Source organism: Chryseobacterium daecheongense, assembly GCA_027920525.1.
In the GTDB taxonomy this organism is placed as follows: domain Bacteria; phylum Bacteroidota; class Bacteroidia; order Flavobacteriales; family Weeksellaceae; genus Chryseobacterium; species Chryseobacterium proteolyticum.
In genome coordinates this window covers 494,304-511,858 of sequence record CP115858.1, presented here as the reverse complement: position 1 = coordinate 511,858, position 17,555 = coordinate 494,304, and the positions used below count along the sequence as shown (strand labels likewise).

The window sequence follows — 17,555 nt, the reverse complement described above, 5'->3', positions numbered from 1 at the left end:
GGCTACTACCCGCATTAGTAATCCTGGCTATTTAATCCAATTAATTTTCTTTGTCTGAACTTCCTGAGAGTTTGTTCCTACCATAATTTCAAATTCACCCCCTTCCCAATCAAAATTCAACTTGTCGTCATAGAATTTTAAATTTTCAGGTGACAGTGTAAAACTCACAGTTTTCGTTTCTCCTTTTTTCAGGAATATTTTTTGAAATCCTTTTAACTCCTTTACCGGTCTTACCACTTTTCCGAATAAGTCTCTAATATAAAGCTGCACGACTTCTTCACCGTCATAATTTCCGTTATTGGAAACATTAACTTTAATTTGTAAAGATTGATTTCCTCTAAGATTTTCAGAACTTAATGTCATATCGGAATATTTGAATTTTGTGTAACTCAATCCATATCCAAAAGGAAATTTAGGGTCATTATCCAGATCGATATATGCTGAAACATAACTCCTTTCTTTATTGGTTTTTGCCGGTCTTCCGGTATTATAATGGTTATAATACACAGGAATCTGACCTTCGGTTCTAGGAAAAGTCATCGGAAGCTTTCCACCCGGATTTACAGAACCAAAAAGAACATCCGCAATTGAGTTTCCTGCTTCAGTACCAAGCCACCATGTGTATAAAATTGTTGGAATATGGTCCGCTGCCCAATCAAAAACCAAAGGCCTTCCTGCATTAATCATTAAAACAACTGGTTTTCCTGTTTTTGCAATTTCCTTCAATAATTCTTCCTGAACTCCAGAAAAGTGAATATTGCTTCTGCTCTTCGCCTCTCCACTCATAGCGTACCCTTCACCCAAGGTCATAATAACCACATCCGCTTTTTTTGCCGTCTCTATTGCTTCAGCAAACATAGAACGATCCTGGTCGTCAACATTACATCCTTTGGCATACAATAATGTGGAACCTTTATCCAGTTGATTTTTAATTCCATCAAACTGGCTCACAATTCTTTGATTGTCATCTTTGAATGCTACAGACCAGAAACCATGATTCGCAACAGTTTCTTTCCCGAAAGGACCTATCAAAGCTACAGTTTTTGTAGATTTTGAGAGTGGCAGAACGCTATTCTGATTTTTTAAAAGGACGATACTTTTTGAACCGAACTCTCTTCCAAACTTTCTGTTCTCAAGATTATCAGTCTGTTCTTTTTGTCTTTTCTCATCACTAAAACGGTAAGGATCATCAAACAACCCCATTTCGAATTTTTTAATTAAAATTCTTCTGGCCGCATCATCAATAAATTTCGGGTCTACTTTTCCGTCTTTTACAAGTTTGGGAAGTTCAGCCATATAAACACGGCTTTCCATATCCATATCACTTCCTGCGATAATAGCCTTTTCAGCAGCTTCCGCTTTATCCTTTGTATATCCGTGGTTAACCATTTCACCAATGCTGCCCCAATCTGAAACCACAAAGCCTTTATAGTTCCACGCCCCTTTTAACAGGTCTCTGAGGATGTATTGGTTTGCCGTCGCAGGAATTCCATTAATGTCATTAAATGAATTCATAAACGTAGCAACTCCTGCCTCTGCTGCTGCTTTAAAAGGGGGTAAATAAGTTTCATTCAATTGTCTGAGACTCATGTCCACAGAATTATAATCTCTACCACCCACTGCAGCACCATAGGCTGCAAAATGTTTGGCACAGGCCATTATAGCATCAAGGTTTCCTAAACCTTTCCCCTGAAATCCTTTGATTCTTGCCAGGCCAATTAAAGTACCGAGATATGTATCCTCACCCGAGCCTTCCATGACCCTTCCCCATCTCGGATCTCTGGCAATATCGACCATCGGTGCAAAAGTCCAGTGGATGCCATATGCTGAAGCTTCCGTTGCTGCAATTCTTTCAGACTTTTCAATTAATCCTAAATCCCAGCTCGCAGCTTGTCCGATATTCACAGGGAATGTTGTTCTATAGCCATGGATCACATCCTGGCCAAATAATAATGGAATTTTCAACCTTGATTCCAACGCTAATTTCTGAAAAGCTCTTGTTTCTTCTACACCAGCTACATTGAGCATGGAACCTACCTTACCTTTTTTTATTTCTTCAAGAACAGTTGCCGAATTGGAATTCTGGGGTCCTGTTGCATAAGCAAAACCACTATATTGAACCAATTGTCCTACTTTTTCTTCTAATGTCATTTTGGATAAAAGCTCAGAAACTTTCTGGTCGATTGTTTTTTGTCCGTATGTATTCAGGCCGAAAGTGGCAAATGCCAGTAAGAAATAAACTCTTTTCATAATTTAGAAAATATAGGTTGCAACAGCGTTTCCGGGTAAACTTACCTGAGCTGTTTTTTGATTAAATTTAAGAGAGAAGGTCTCTTCTGTTTTATTATTATTTTGTACGATCAAAACTGTTCTTCCTTCAGGTGTTCTGAATGCTACAGTCGACAGATTATCGGTTTGAGATGAAGCTATCCTTTGCGAGTTTGCCGGAATGAACTTAGAAGCGTGCGCAATAATGTAATACGAAACGTTTCTCGTGAAATTTTCTTTATCGGAAACTGTAATGGCTCCTTTACATTCCGTACAGCCACCTTCAGTGTGCGGCTTATACTGCGGATCATTAGCAAGGTTCCATTCCAGAGCTATTTTACTCCAGTTTCTCATAGAACCGATGATCACATTCTTGGTATGCCAATTCAGATCTTCATTAAAGTTGCTCCTGGAACCTGTCCATTGCTCTGTAAAGTAAAGGTTTTTATCAGGATAAGCATTATGGACAGTACTTAACGCAGAAATATCGCCTTCATAAAGATGGAACGCAGAACCATCGACATATTGATAAGCTTCGGGATCACTCAGTATATTGGTTGCGTATTCAGGTTTATTACAATTGTGGTCGTACACAACAATCTTAGTTGTAATGCCTTTAGATTTAAAAGCAGGTCCCAAATGATTTTTAATAAAATCTTTCTGCTGATCAGAGGTCATATATAAACTTGGATTGTTTCCCGGGTGTAAGGGTTCATTCTGAGGTGTAATGGCATCAATTGTAATCCCTTCTTTTTTCATTCCCTGAATGTATTTTACAAAGTAATCAGCATATACCTTATAATACTCTGGCTTTAAACTTCCCCCTTTTGACTTTCCGTTATCTTTCATCCAGACAGGTGCAGACCAGGGTGCCGAAATAAACTTAATTTTAGGATTAATTGCTAAAATCTCCTTTAGCATAGCAATCAGATCTTTGTCCTTTGCAAGGCTGAAATGTTGTAATGATAGATCTTTTTGTCCTTCCGGTAAATCGTCATAGGAGAAAACTTCACCGTCAAGATCTGAAGCTCCGACACTCAATCTTATATAAGAGACTGAAATGGACTGATCCTTTTTACCAAAAAGCTCATATAATAATGCTTTTCTTTTAGTTTCTGAAAGCCTGTTGATTACTTCCACACTTCCTCCTGTCAGCGTATATCCGAAACCGTCAATATATTGAAACTTTTGCTGGTCATCAATTTCAATATTCTGACTGCTACCCGGATTGTTTGTAAAACCAATTGAAGGTTGCTGTTGTAATTTTATACTCTCATCTCCTTTCGTAAGCCATATCTGAACTTCGTTTCTTGTACTTACCGAATGTGACTTACATGCTGATAAAGATAAAAGTACCACACCACAAAGTGGTGTGATACTTCTAAAAAAGAAACTATATAAACTGTGAAACTTCATGTTTTTAGTAGCCAGGGTTTTGTTTTAATGCTGTATTTACTAGTTCATTAAAAGGAATTGGCAAAATTTCATTTTTACCTGCAGTAAAGCCTCTTGCTCCCAATTTTGCCGGAGCATCCCCCCATCTTACCAGGTCGAACCATCTATGTCCCTCACCTGCTAGCTCTCTCCTTCTTTCGTCTTTAATGGCCTGCATAGAAACCGGAACTGAAGCTAATCCTACTCTAGCTCTTACTGCATCCAGTAATGCCTGAGCTCTTGCTCCAGAACCTCCTAAGGCTTCGGCTTCCATGAGATAAGTATCTGCTAGTCTGATGGCAATAAAGTTTTGACGGTAATTCAACTCAGTTGGCCCGGGTTGATTAGATTTATCAGCAGTTCTTGGTACATATTTATTCAAGAAATACCCTGTATCTTTAAATCCAGGTGAATAAGAAATCTTATTATCTGCTTTTAACTGTTTAGCATTGAATATAGTAGCATCTAAACGAGGATCTCCTTGCATAAAATTAAATAAATCTTCTGTAGCAGGATTGAACCCCCAGCCTGAAGAAAGATCAGGAGCATTGTTTGGTGGACTACCTGCCGGAGGAACAATACGTCCATAAGATATGATCCCTACCATTTGATTGATCGTATTTCCTTCATCTTTCCCAGTCCCCCAAAATGGCCAATCCGCATTACTTTTATTGGTATGCATTACCTCTAAGATGGATTCTGTAGTAAATTTATTATCTACTTTCCATAAATCAGCAAAATTAGCAACTAATTTATATCCATACTGGCTTGTAGTACCTGGATCTCCATTTACCATTGCAAATTGGGCAGCTGCTTCAGTATTCTTTTTATCATATAAATAAATTTTCCCTAAAATAGCACGTGCAGATCCTTGAGTAATTCTTCCTACTTCACTTTTATTACTAGACGGAATAGATAAAGGAAGATCATTAATAGCTGAAACAATATCCGATTCTATCTGAGCATAAACATCCGCTGGATTTGCTTGAGGAATATTATAGAAATCGTCGTTTGCTAATATTGGCTTTAAGATGAGAGGAATGTTTTTGAACATTCTCAACAATTCAAAGTAATACAAAGATCTTAATACTTTAGCTTCAGCTATAAATCTTTTTCTGGTCTGGTCATTCATATTTGCATTAGGAATTCTATCTAATAAAAGATTTGCTTTTGCAATTCCCTGATAATAATCTTTCCAGTAGCTGAGTGGCATAATGATAGGATTGATCGTATAATTAGAAAAACCCTGAATACCGGCACCATCCGTAGAGCTTCCACCTCCTGAGAAGAAGTCATCAGATGCGCCATTAAAGAAAGTAACCTCATTTTCAAATCCACCAGAATACTTTCTTAGCATGTCATAAACAGCAACTAAACCTGAAAAAGATTGTTCTTCATTTTTAAAATAGTTATCGGAGTCAAATGTCCCAGTATTTTGCACATCTTCGAGATTGCTATTGTTACAAGATATTGCTCCATAACTTATACCTGTCAATAATAAGACAGATAAACTCTTATATATAAATCTTTTATTTTTCATTTTTCTTTAAATTAAAATTGAACATTAGCACCGAAAAGGAAAGTTCTTGCCTGTGGATAGTATGCTCTATCGATTCCAAAGGTATCACCACCTGCAATCTCAGGATCATAACCTGTATACTTAGTAAATGTTACCAAATTTTCTGCAGTAATATAAAATCTTACTTTACTTGCTCCGATTGTTTCTGAAAGATTTTTAGGAAGTGTATATCCTACCTGTACCAGTTTCAAACGTAAGTAATCACCCTTTTGCAAATAATAATCAGACATTCTTGTATAGTTTTGATTAGGATCATCTTTAGTCACCCTTGCAATGGTGTTGGAAGTTCCTTGTCCTGTCCAACGATCAAGAATGGTTGTTTGATAATTAGCCTCCTGAATATCCAATCTTCTCAAGCCCTGGAATATTTTATTTCCTGCCTGCCCCTGAGCAAATACCATCAGGTCAAAGTTCTTATAATTCATATTCAAAGTAAGTCCAAATGTGTATTTAGGTACAGAGTTTCCAAGGTTTACGTAATCGTTCTCATCAATTTTCCCATCACCGTTTGCATCCAGACGTTTAAAATCTCCTGGTTTAGCATTCGCTTGGATCAATCCTCCGTTTGCGTTTCTGTAAGCATCAATTTCAGCCTGGTTCTGGAATACACCTAAGTTCTGATATCCATAGAATGAACCATATGATGAACCAACCTGTAATCTGGAAACTGCTCCCATAGACTGGAATGAAGCAAAATTCACATATGGCTTATCGCCCTCTAGTCGTGTAATCTCATTTTTCAGATAAGCAAAATTACCATTCGCTGAAAACCCAAAATCCCCCCAATTCTTTTTATATCCTAAACTAACCTCTACCCCATCATTATTCATATCTCCAATATTTCTAAATGGATTATTTATTAAGCCAAGGTAACCAGGAAGATCAATTCTTCTCAAAATATCAGTACTCTTTTTTCTGTATACATCAACTGATAAATCGAAATTCTTAAAGATTTTTAAATCCGCTGCAATGTTAAACTGTGATGTTCTTTCCCATTTCAAATTTGGATTTTCTAATGTACTTGGTGCATATCCAATGTGAATGATATCATCTCCAAAAGTATAATTACTTCCCGGAACCAAGAAATTGGCAAACTGGAAATCATCAATAGCATCATTTCCTAAAACTCCATAACCTCCTCTTAATTTAAAACTATTTACGACATTGTTCTGAGGCCAGAATTCTTCATTTGATACATTCCATCCCAAAGACATTGCTGGGAAATTCCCCCAATGATTATTGCTTCCAAATTTTGAAGAGCCATCTCTTCTGATCGTACCAGTGAAAAGATATCTATTGGCATAGTCATAAACTACTCTGGCAAAATAAGATGTCTTGTGAGTTTCTTTTCCATCCCATGCATTAGTAGCTCTATCTGATTGTGGAATTTCAAAATTGAAAGAAGCTTCCTGCCAATCATTCGTAGGTAAGTTTTTATAAGTGGTATTTTGACCTGAAGAAATATTATATTCATAATAGCCCTGCCCTAACAATACATTTAAACTATGTTCGCCAAATTTGTTTTGATAAGTAAATGTGTTTTCCGTACTCCATTCAAACTTCTTTTGAGTTTCTCTGAACAAATTATTAAAATCATTTTTACTGGCTGGACTCAAATATGATACCGGAGTAAACGCTTGATTCCCCCAATAAGAAAGTTTTCCGTTAACACTTGATTTAAAACTAAGATGTTTATAAATTTTTAAATCAGCAAATATATTAGCTACCAAATCATCTGTCCACTTGTATCTTCCTAATTGAGTTTGTCTAAATGCTAATGGATTAGTCATCTCTTTATTTACAAAATGAGAAATTCCATAAGGGTTTCCATTTGGATCTCTTACAATATTAGGACTATTGTAATCACTTGGAAAAGGCTGATTGGCAATACCATTTGTAACTACTACAGGAGTGGTTGGATCAAGATTGATCGCTGAACTTAATGGTCCACCAAATTCATTATTCTCATTAATTCCTTGTGATTTTGTGTGTGTATAAGCAAAGGTCTGTCCTATCGTTAAGAAATCAAAGACTTTATGTGTTGAGTTGATTCTTCCGTTAATTCTTTTATAATTAGAAATATCTCTCAATACAATACCTTGTTGATCGTAATATCCGAATGAAGTATAAAATGTGGATTTATCACTTCCTCCACTGATACTGAATTCATGAGAAGATCGTTGGGCTGAATTAAAGATCTGCTTTTGCCAATCTGTTCCATTTCCTAACGCCGATGGGTTTGAAAAAGTAGCAGGTTTTCCATCGTTCATATTGGCTTCATTCATAATCATCCCATATTGTGATGCATTCAAAAGATCCAATTTTTTGGATGCACTTCCAACCCCAAAGAAACCATTATAGGAAAGATTTAATCTTCCTTTTGCACCTTTCTTTGTCGTAATCAAGACAACCCCTTTTGCTGCAGAAACCCCATAAATAGCTGCAGAAGCACCATCTTTCAGAATTTCCATTCCCTCAATATCAGATTGATTCAACCAACCAATGTTGTCAACAACAATACCATCCACTACCCATAGTGGATCGTTACTTCCAGCTCCAAAGCTGGTAATACCACGAACTCTGATTGTTGCAGTAGATCCCGGTTGTCCAGAATTTGAAATTACAGAGACACCAGCCGCTCTACCTTGTAGAATTTGTTCTGGCCTTCCTGCTGGAACGTCATCAATATCTGAAGCTTTAATACTTGAAATTGCTCCAGTCACATTACTCTTTTTTTGAGTACCATAACCAATCATAACTACTTCCTCTATTTTTTGTTCTTTCGGAAGAGTATCATTGGTTGTTTTTTGGGCACTGAAATTAGCTGTAAAATATAGTACAGCAACTACTCCCAAACCTCTTGATATTCTAATATTCATATACAGTTAGTTTTTTAATTCTCATTTTGAGACAATAAAAATATATTTTTTTTTAAATAGTTAACATTATATTAATAAATATTTTAATATTTCTTTTATTTTTGGGGGTTCAAAGCCCTTTTTTTTGATTAAAATTTCATAAAAACTCATAAAAATTTAATAAAATTAATCCCCAAAATGACGAGCAAGCTTCACAATATTTCACTTCCGTTAAAACTAACCTTCCTCATTTTCTCCATGGTCTTAAACTGCATGGGTATTGTCATCTTGCAACTTTCCGAAGCCAAAATTACTTATGAAAAATTAGGACTTTTGGAATCTTTCAAAGATTTACCAATTGCCTTTTTTTCTCTTTTTGCCGTCAATTTTATAAGCAGGATCGGAACAAAAAAAGCTTTGATCTTTGCTCTGATTATTGTAGGAATCTGTTCATCAATTCTCCCCTTCGTAAAAGTATTCTGGTTTTATAAGCTTTGGTTTGCTATTATAGGAACATGCTTTGCCATAGGGAAGATTTGTGTTTTCGGAATTATCAGAAATAATATTTCCGATGAAAAATCCCTTACCAAAACCATGAGTAATGTAGAAGCATCATTCATGATCGGGATCTTTGTGGTCAATACGGGGTTTGGGTGGCTGATCTCCAGTCAATATTCGGAATACTGGAAGTTTGGGTTTATCGGAATTTCCTTACTCTCCTTTGTTACCATTATTTTGTTTTCAAGATTGGAGATCGCTGAACCGGAAAAGAATTTTGAAAATAAAACCTTTCTTTCCGACCTGTCAGGATTTATAACTCCTTCTATTGTTGTATTTCTGGTTGTTGTCTTTTCCATTGTATTTGTTGAACAAAGCTTTAATTCCTGGTTACCTTCATTTTATAAAAACCATTTGAAGGTCAATTCGTTCTTTGCTCTTCAGGCGTCTTCCTTTTTAGCTCTTTTCTCTTATGTAGGAAGAACAATCACCGCGAATGTTATCCATCGTTTTCATCTTTCAAAATATTATATCTTCTGCTTACTGTTTATTATTTTCGTGTTAGCAGGTATTTTAGGAATACAATACCTTGATTCTGAAGATTCAAAGGTCATTTTATTTTTATTTCCTGTTATAGGATTGTTTCTTTCTCCTCTCTATCCGGTTCTTAATTCCAAAATGATTGTTCAGGTGGATAAAGAAAAAACGAATCTTTTTACTTCATTAATCGTTATTTTTTCGTCTTTGGGAAGTTCAGTAAGTTCTATCGTTATATCACTACTCTTTGAAAATCAATTACTAACGTACTATCCACTATACATTTTATTTATTGTAACTGTCCTTTTTTCAATAAGTTTGATTTATTTTAAACTTATTAAAAAAACATATTGAAAATAATTTTATTTTTACTCCCATGGAAATCAAGGATTCAAAAAATAAAGAAACGCTTAAGGAGCTTATTGATACTAAAGACTTTGTAGCCCACATTTCAGTGGACTGTACCATATTTGGTTTTCACAATAATATCCTGAAAGTTCTGCTCTTAAAATATCATGATTTAGATCTCTGGTCACTTCCCGGCGGATTTGTGTTTAATGATGAAGATCTGAGAGAGGCTGCTCAACGTGTACTTTACGAAAGAACCCACCTGAAGGACATTTTCCTGAAACAGTTCCATACCTTTGGAAGGATAGACCGTACGGAAAACAATGTCCACCAGATCCTGCTTAAAAATAAAGGCATAGAAGTACCAAGAAATCACTGGATATTTCAAAGGTTTATCACTGTCGGATATTGCAGTCTTATTGACTTTTCCCTTGCCAATACTTTTCCGGACGCTTTTAATGAAACCTGTGAATGGTTTGAAGTGAATAACCTGCCTAAAATGGCATTTGATCATGATAAAATTATTGAAACAGGATTGGAATACCTTCGAATGAATATCAATACCGAGGTGGCTGCCAGCAATTTATTACCGTTGAAATTTACCATGAAGGACTTGCAGTCATTGTACGAAACCATTTTAGGTCAGAAATTCAGAAGGAATAATTTTCAGCGTAAAATATTAAGCTTAAATATTCTTGAAAGACTGGAAAAACTATATGATGGCTCTGCCAACAAAGCGCCCTATCTCTATAAATTCAAGAATAAAATCCATAATTCCGCCAACCACTATCCTATTTCCAACGAAGAGGAAGAGGAATAATTCAACGTTCTTATTTAAAGCTTAGATTATCGTCATCCTAAAAAGTTGGCGTAATTCTATATGTCCTGCAGGTACATTAAAAAAATAGACTGAAATAAAGCAAGCAAAAAAAATTTTTCTGAAATCGCGAAAAATGCTATTTTTAGGAAAATTTAAAAAATGTCATATTATCCTCTTACAAGTATTCCTGACTATTACGGAATTGATGCCTTACTTACCGAAGAACACAAGCTAATCCGCCAATCTATAAGGGATTGGGTAGAAAGCTTTGTAATGCCTCAGATAGATCATGCTGCTCAAAATCATACCGATTTACCTGGTTTAATGAAAGAATTAGGGAAAATAGGTGCGCTTGGTCCATACATTCCGGTAGAATACGGTGGTTCCGGATTAGATCAGATCTCTTATGGTCTTATCATGCAGGAATTGGAAAGAGGAGATTCAGCAGTTCGTTCTGCCGCTTCTGTACAAAGTTCTTTGGTGATGTTTCCTATTAATGAATTTGGTTCTGAGGAACAGAAAAAAAAATACCTTCCTCAGCTGGCATCCGGAGACATGATCGGATCTTTTGGATTAACGGAGCCTAACCATGGATCAGATCCCGGCTCTATGGAAACCTATTTTAAAGATATGGGAGATCATTATCTTCTGAATGGTGCGAAAATGTGGATCACAAACTCTCCTTTATGCGATATTGCGGTAGTTTGGGCTAAAAATGAAGAAGGAAAAATTCAGGGATTAATCGTTGAAAGAGGAATGGAAGGATTTACGACTCCTGAAACACATAATAAGTGGAGTTTGAGAGCTTCTAAAACCGGAGAATTGGTATTCAATAATGTAAAGGTTCCAAAAGAAAACCTTCTTCCTGGAGTAACGGGATTAAAGGGACCTCTTTCTTGCCTTAACTCGGCAAGATACGGGATTTCCTGGGGAGTAATCGGGGCAGCAATTGACTGCTACTGTACTGCTGTTCAGTATTCTAAAGAGAGAAAACAATTTGGCAATCCAATCGGATCTTATCAGCTACAACAGAAAAAATTAGCTGAATTTTTGACAGAAATTACAAAAGCACAATTGCTTTGTTTACAGTTAGGAAATCTTAAAAACGATCACAAAGCAAGTCCTGCACAGATTTCAATGGCTAAAAGAAATAACGTAAAAATGGCTATAGATATTGCCAGAGAATCCCGTCAGATTTTAGGAGGAATGGGAATCATGGGGGAATTCCCAATGATGAGACACGCTGCAAACCTTGAATCGGTAATTACTTATGAGGGAACCCACGATGTTCACCTGTTAATTACCGGAATGGATATTACTGGTATTAATGCTTTCTAAGTATAAAATAATAGAGATGTATAAAGCGTCCGGTCAGCTGACCGGACGCTTTTATTTTGTAATAATTGCAATACTACTATTCAATGAATAATTATTGATATCTCAACAAGGTGAATTTAATTTTAAAAAATTCTATATTAACCTAACCAAAAATTGTCATTATGAAAAAAATTACTCTTTTATTGCTTGGACTTGCTGCTCCATTTTACTTTTCCCAGCAGGCAGGAGACGTTGCCAGTTTTGAACAAAAGCTGGATTTAACACCCCAGGGAGTTATCAATTTTATCGCCAATAACCTTGGAGAACAAAATGCTCCTGATTTTGTAAGCTATCTTAATGGATTTAACGTGGGTTTGAAAGCGTACAAAATTACTTACTACACTAAAAATGAAAACAATACACTGGTAAAAGCAACCGGTCTGGTTATGTACCCTAACGTTAACTACAAACTTTCTACCGTTGTTTCCGACCATGGAACAACAGACAGCAGAAATAATGTTCCTTCTAATTTAAGGGGTGTATTATACGCAGGATTTGTTGTTGAATTATCCTATGTACTGAATGGATATATCCTTATGGCTCCGGACTATGTGGGAATGGGAAGTGGTGATGGCGTTCATCCTTATGTCCATTACCCTACTGAAGCCAGCGCAACTATCGATTTTGTAACAGCTGCCAATAAAGTATTAGCACAGTTAGGGATAAAACGATATGATGAATATTTTCTGACAGGATATTCCCAGGGAGCACACGCTGCAATGTCTACTTTAAAAAAGCTGAACGATTCGAATCCCACTCAATTGAAATTCAAATATGCCTACATGGGTGACGGGCCGTATGATTTTTCAGGAGTTACACTGCAAAAAGGGGTTTTAGAAAAAGATGTCTATCCATTTACTTCTTTCCTGGCCAACGTAGTAAATACCTGTAACAACATAGGATACAAAACATATGACACCAGTATTTCAGAGGTTATCTCCGCGGAATATATGGATAAGTATAATTATCATGTCCTGCAGGATAATGGAGGGTTATTATGGGGACCTCTCATCTGGAGAAAACTTTTCACAAATAATTTTGTGAATGACGTTACTAATAACAACAATAACAAACTCAGACTTTGTTTAAAATCAAATGATGTTTATGACTGGTATAACAAAACGCCTATGACTTTAGGGCACTCAAGTGTAGATCTTGCGATCCCACCTGAAAATACATCAAAAACGATTGATGTACAGAGAGGCTATTACTCATGGTGGGATCTGGATAAATATAAGCTTCAGTCTTTTTATTGGGGCCCTCTGGGACATGTTGGAGGAATAGTTCCATTTGTTCTGGCATCTAATGCAAAATTTAATACCCTCAGGAGCGGTGGGCTTTTTAATGAATGGGCTAAAATCACTTCAAAGCCCGCTGATTCACAACCAAAGCTAAATCCTCTTTATTCGTCACAGATACAACCTAATTCAGGACCCATGGAAGTGATTGAAATAAAAGATTTTAACAAAGATAATTCTCAAGGAAAATCATTAACTCATCAGAATTTAGGCACTTTACAAGATGGTGTATATCTACTAAAAGTATCTCAAAACGATGAAAATAAATGGATCTCATATATCAAAAATGCCCCAACTCCTATTAGCGAAAAGGATATTGTAAATTCCGAAAACAATAATGTAATCAGTTTAAAGATCAATCCTGATGAGTTGATGGCTATTAATATATTTGATGAGAATAAAAGCCTTGTTAAAACAATTCCTCAAAAAGAATATACAAGAGAAGGTGGAATTAACACAAATACCTTAGAATCAAAAAATTACACATTTGAAGTCTTAACAGAATTCTATGGTCTCCAGTTCAATAAGAGCATCACCGGAAATAATGTAGAAAACAGTACTGATATATTCTCTCAAAATAATCAGATTAAAGTCCGCGCCAAAAATGGCCTGAAAAACATTCATATTTATTCAATTTCAGGAACATTAATACAAAATGTGGATCTTACTTCCTCTAGCTTTGAATCCAAATCTTTGGAGCCGGGAGTTTATGTAACGCAGGTAACCCTATCTGATGGAAAAACTATTCACAAGAAAATAAAATTATAACATTACTTTCTTCATTTCAAATTATATTGATTCCAAAGCTGCCTTATATTACATATATAAGGCAGCTTTTTTTATAGGAAGAACTCCGTGAACATCAGCATTCATTCAGCTTAATTAGTAAATGATTTGATGTTTTCTTTAAAGCTAACCTCAGGGTTAAGAATTTCAAGAATAAGACTACGTACCGATTTCATAGCTTCATCAATACCACCTTTTTCAAATTGCAGGGAAACAACCCCTTTTTTTGCCTCTGCGAAACTCCAGATCCCGGTTTCAACAGGAAAACCCCAGAATTCAGGAAGACTTTGAATTACATACTGATAAATACACAACTGAAGAGCCTGTTTTCTGTCGCTGTTATGAAAATAGGCATCTACATTATCAGCATCAATTTTTACGATCAGATTTTTAATTTTTGCGGTCTTGTAATCGATAATCCTTACAGTTCCGTTGAGGCGGTCTATGCGGTCTATAAATCCAAAGAAAGAAACTTTATCTTTTGTGATGTCGTCCAGATAAAAATCCACATTCTCAAACCTTCTTTCGATGGCAATAATTTCCAGTTTGTTTCCTGACTTTACAAGATCCAGATCGTAAGTAAGAATGCTTTCAATTACTTTTTTTGCAATTGCTTTATGGATAAAATTCATTCCCTTTTCATAGAATTCCGGCTGGTGTTTAAGCTTTTCAATTGCTATATCGATATATTGATCTATTGCTTTAATTGATTCTTTTAAATCATTTTCTTTTAATATCTTACCTTTAAGTATTTCATATACTTCTTGAAGTGAATAATGAACCAGATTTCCGTAATTTTTAACAGATAACTCTTCTTCGATTTCATCAGTTTCCGATGTATTTAAAATCTTTGATAAATAAAAATCGATAGGATTATAAAGGTAACTCGTCAAATGGGAAGCAGATACTTTTTCTTTCCATTTTTCAAGTCTTTCCAGAACAATATCCGTTTTATTAATTTCAATAGGCTGAGAGGAAATGGGTTCAGAGGAATTTTCTATAATCAGGTGCTCGATATTGTGTGAGCTTTCCATTTCAATCTGGGTAATAAAACGGCTTTTTTCACCACTGTTAACGCCTGAACTTAAAGCATTGAATAAAAGATGTACATTCTGAGCATCCTGAATCAGCCTGTAAAAATGGTAGGCATAAATACTATCGTTTTCCAAAAAGGTGTGAAGATCAAAGAACTTCCTTATATCAAAAGGAATATAAGTATTCTGCGAATTTCCTAAGGGCAGCTTTCCTTCATTTACAGATAGCAGAATCACGTTCTCAAAATTTAAAAGCCTGGTTTCCAGCAATCCCATGATCTGTAATCCTCTTAAAGGCTCTCCCTGAAAGTCGATACTCTCGGAATTAATATGCTGATTAATAAGTATTTCAAGCGTTTCCATCTTAATCTCAAAATCATAAGGGGTCACCTGATTTTTAATAATCCTGAATGCATTTTCAAAATGGGAAACATTTTCATATTGGATATCATCTATTTCCAACCATTTAATCTTCTTACAAAAATCAATAAGCATGTCAAGGTAGCGTCCTGTTGAATCTGCTTTTTGAAGTAAATGAAAATAAGAGAGTCCGCTTAAGAGTTCCCGTAATAGTTTCTGGGATATATAAACGATATTTCTCTCTTCTATCCTTGCTTTAAAATGGTTGATAATCTGTTCATCTTCAGGTGATTTCGGGAGCTCTTCGAGGATAGGAAACAAATCCCTGTAATAATATGAGTATTTATTTTTTTCCAATTGTTTCTGGAGATAAAAAAGCTGTTTGACAGCATTGGAAAAAGAGAGATTCTTCAGAGGAAACCCCATGGTAATATTCAGATGGTCAATACCATGCATAACATCCAGACTTGCCGGAAGCAGATTTTCATCCAGCAGCACCAATGCAGTATTCGAATAGGTTTTGTTCTCAATTTCACTGAATATTTCAGGCAGTATTTTTGTTTGAGTTACATTACCGGATACTTCATAAACTTTGATGTTTTTAGGTTGGTTAAAATCATCTTCGATCCACTGAAAAGCCCTGCTGTCATTAAACTCCTTCCACAACTTATGATTTCTCAGAAACTTTCCGGCTTCTTGTCTTTCATCATCGAAATAGTAATGATCCGCCTGGAAAAAGCACTGTCCTTTATCCCATTGGAGCAAACTTCTCACCAGCTTTTCTTCCACCGGAGTGAAAGCATTAAACCCACAGAATACAAACTGCTGGTCGGTCGCCTTGGCGAAATCGTTTATTTTAGCTTTAGCTGTTTCATGGATCATTCCTGAAGTAGCCCAATTCCTTTCCTGTAATTTCTTTTTTAAGACAGGAAGAAAAATATTCATATTCCTCCAGAAATTAAGGAACTTTTTCCTTGGAACATCATCATCTTCTCCTAAATTCTGAGCCCATTCCTTGATCCTCTCTTCATCAAACATATACTGGAGTACTACTTCATCACTATCTGAAAATTTCAAAATATCATCCCAGTCTTTTTGTAAAGTAGGAAACCACTTCAGAAAGTCAGAGAAATTATCGTTGGGAATCAGGTTAAGACTTTTATAGACATCAAACGCAAAAAGCCACAGGGCAATCCCCTGAATGGGTTGCTTATCCGCAATACGGTCAATAAGTTCCTCTATCGTATAAAAGTTGGGCAGAAATCCTGAATAATTATTTTCCTCAAGGATCTGACGGATAAAAACAATGGGTCTTTTTCCGGGAATAACAATATTAAATACGGATAAATCTGTATTTTGGGCTAAGAGTTCGTGAATGATTTTATTGAGAAATTTCAAGACTTTTTATAGCTATTTAATTGGTCTAACTGTTCCGTTATACTGGTATTATATTCAGCTTGCTTTTCCTTATTCATTCCATTTTGTGTTTCTTTGTCATAGGCAATCTGGAAATCTCTGTATTCATGCAACACCCTGTCATAAATAGCTTTGAATTTTTTCTGGTAATCACCTGCGGTTTTAATGTTTTCCATTACTTCTTTCCGAAGCTTTCTGGCATATAGTTCAGCAATATCAAAATGCTTTTGCTCGTGGAGTAACACATAATCATTGATCCTTTTTACATCTTTCCACGACTTATCTTTATTGAAAATGGTTAGAACTTCAATTTTCACAGGAGATGCAGGGTTGGAGGAAGTGACAACGGAATATTCCCAACCACAATGGGTATAGGCAACTACATCTTTATTGCTTTTTCTGCTCACCGGACTTTTAAAATCATCCCAGGTAAGCTTCTGATCTTCTTTCCAGATAATTTTCTGACCGAATATCTGAACGGATACCAAAAGACAAATAAAGATGATCCACTTCATTATTTCACTACGATGGTTTTGGTGATCCAGCTGTTCGTTCCCTGCCAGAATTTAAAGGTATAAGTTCCGGTCTGCTGAGGATTGAAATTGATCTGATTCATACCCTGATGGGTAGATTGTGAACATTGAGCATCAGTTCGGAATTTATAAGCAGTAACCGTTCTGGTTAAATTATCACTGTGAATGTAATCATAGCCATAGAAGCCTTCACATTGTGACACATAAGAAGAATAAGTTTTTATATGCTGAATATCAAAAACGTTCATCGTGTCTTTAGAAATTTTTACACTATCAATTTTTACCTTATCAATAGATTGTATGGATTCATAATCATCATCATGACAGGAAGCAACAACTATCCCTAAAATTATTGCAGAAAACCCAATATTTAAAAGTCTTTTCATAACACAATATTTTTCGATTATTA

The 17,555-nt window shown here is 35.7% G+C and carries 11 protein-coding genes; 4 read left to right on the top strand and 7 right to left on the bottom strand.

Annotated features, from left to right (window positions below; translation table 11 throughout):
* Window positions 1-27: 27 nt before the first annotated feature.
* The 4 genes from bglX to PFY10_01975 are packed head-to-tail and all read right to left on the bottom strand — an operon-like array spanning window position 28 to window position 8,160.
* On the bottom strand, window positions 28-2,250 hold the full coding sequence (gene bglX / locus PFY10_01990) for a beta-glucosidase BglX (GenBank protein WBV57211.1): 2,223 nt from the start codon (window positions 2,248-2,250) through the stop codon (window positions 28-30).
* 3 nt (window positions 2,251-2,253) lie between these two features.
* The gene (locus tag PFY10_01985) at window positions 2,254-3,684 is read right to left on the bottom strand and encodes a glucosylceramidase (protein WBV57210.1); all 1,431 of its coding nucleotides are present in this window, start codon (window positions 3,682-3,684) and stop codon (window positions 2,254-2,256) included.
* Between the two features lie 4 nt (window positions 3,685-3,688).
* Window positions 3,689-5,242 (bottom strand): RagB/SusD family nutrient uptake outer membrane protein, encoded by a 1,554-nt coding sequence (locus PFY10_01980; GenBank protein ID WBV57209.1) that lies wholly within the window; start codon window positions 5,240-5,242, stop codon window positions 3,689-3,691.
* Between the two features lie 11 nt (window positions 5,243-5,253).
* The gene (locus PFY10_01975) at window positions 5,254-8,160 is read right to left on the bottom strand and encodes a TonB-dependent receptor (GenBank protein WBV57208.1); all 2,907 of its coding nucleotides are present in this window, start codon (window positions 8,158-8,160) and stop codon (window positions 5,254-5,256) included.
* A 177-nt stretch (window positions 8,161-8,337) separates the two neighbouring features.
* Between PFY10_01975 and PFY10_01970 the strand changes: the two genes are divergently transcribed.
* From PFY10_01970 to PFY10_01955, 4 genes are all read left to right on the top strand, one after another.
* Entirely contained in the window at window positions 8,338-9,528 is a 1,191-nt protein-coding gene (locus PFY10_01970; GenBank protein ID WBV57207.1) for an MFS transporter, read from the top strand.
* 22 nt (window positions 9,529-9,550) lie between these two features.
* Window positions 9,551-10,342, top strand: a complete 792-nt coding sequence (locus PFY10_01965; GenBank protein ID WBV57206.1) for an NUDIX domain-containing protein — start codon at window positions 9,551-9,553, stop codon at window positions 10,340-10,342.
* Window positions 10,343-10,501: 159 nt separating this feature from the next.
* Window positions 10,502-11,680, top strand: coding sequence for an acyl-CoA dehydrogenase family protein (locus PFY10_01960; GenBank protein WBV57205.1), 1,179 nt, complete (start codon window positions 10,502-10,504; stop codon window positions 11,678-11,680).
* Window positions 11,681-11,841: 161 nt separating this feature from the next.
* On the top strand, window positions 11,842-13,785 hold the full coding sequence (locus PFY10_01955) for a T9SS type A sorting domain-containing protein (GenBank protein WBV57204.1): 1,944 nt from the start codon (window positions 11,842-11,844) through the stop codon (window positions 13,783-13,785).
* 110 nt (window positions 13,786-13,895) lie between these two features.
* Here the strand turns inward: PFY10_01955 and PFY10_01950 are convergent, their stop codons facing one another.
* From PFY10_01950 to PFY10_01940, 3 genes are read right to left on the bottom strand one after another with little or no spacing between them, the layout of a single operon-like run.
* The gene (locus PFY10_01950; GenBank protein WBV57203.1) at window positions 13,896-16,595 is read right to left on the bottom strand and encodes a PD-(D/E)XK nuclease family protein; all 2,700 of its coding nucleotides are present in this window, start codon (window positions 16,593-16,595) and stop codon (window positions 13,896-13,898) included.
* A complete protein-coding gene (locus PFY10_01945; GenBank protein WBV57202.1) occupies window positions 16,592-17,128 on the bottom strand; it encodes a DUF922 domain-containing protein in 537 nt (178 codons plus the stop codon). The genes PFY10_01950 and PFY10_01945 overlap by 4 nt, the downstream gene beginning before the upstream one ends.
* Window positions 17,128-17,532, bottom strand: coding sequence for a hypothetical protein (locus tag PFY10_01940; GenBank protein ID WBV57201.1), 405 nt, complete (start codon window positions 17,530-17,532; stop codon window positions 17,128-17,130). Before PFY10_01940 ends, PFY10_01945 begins: the two co-directional genes overlap by 1 nt.
* Between the last annotated feature and the right edge of the window lie 23 nt (window positions 17,533-17,555).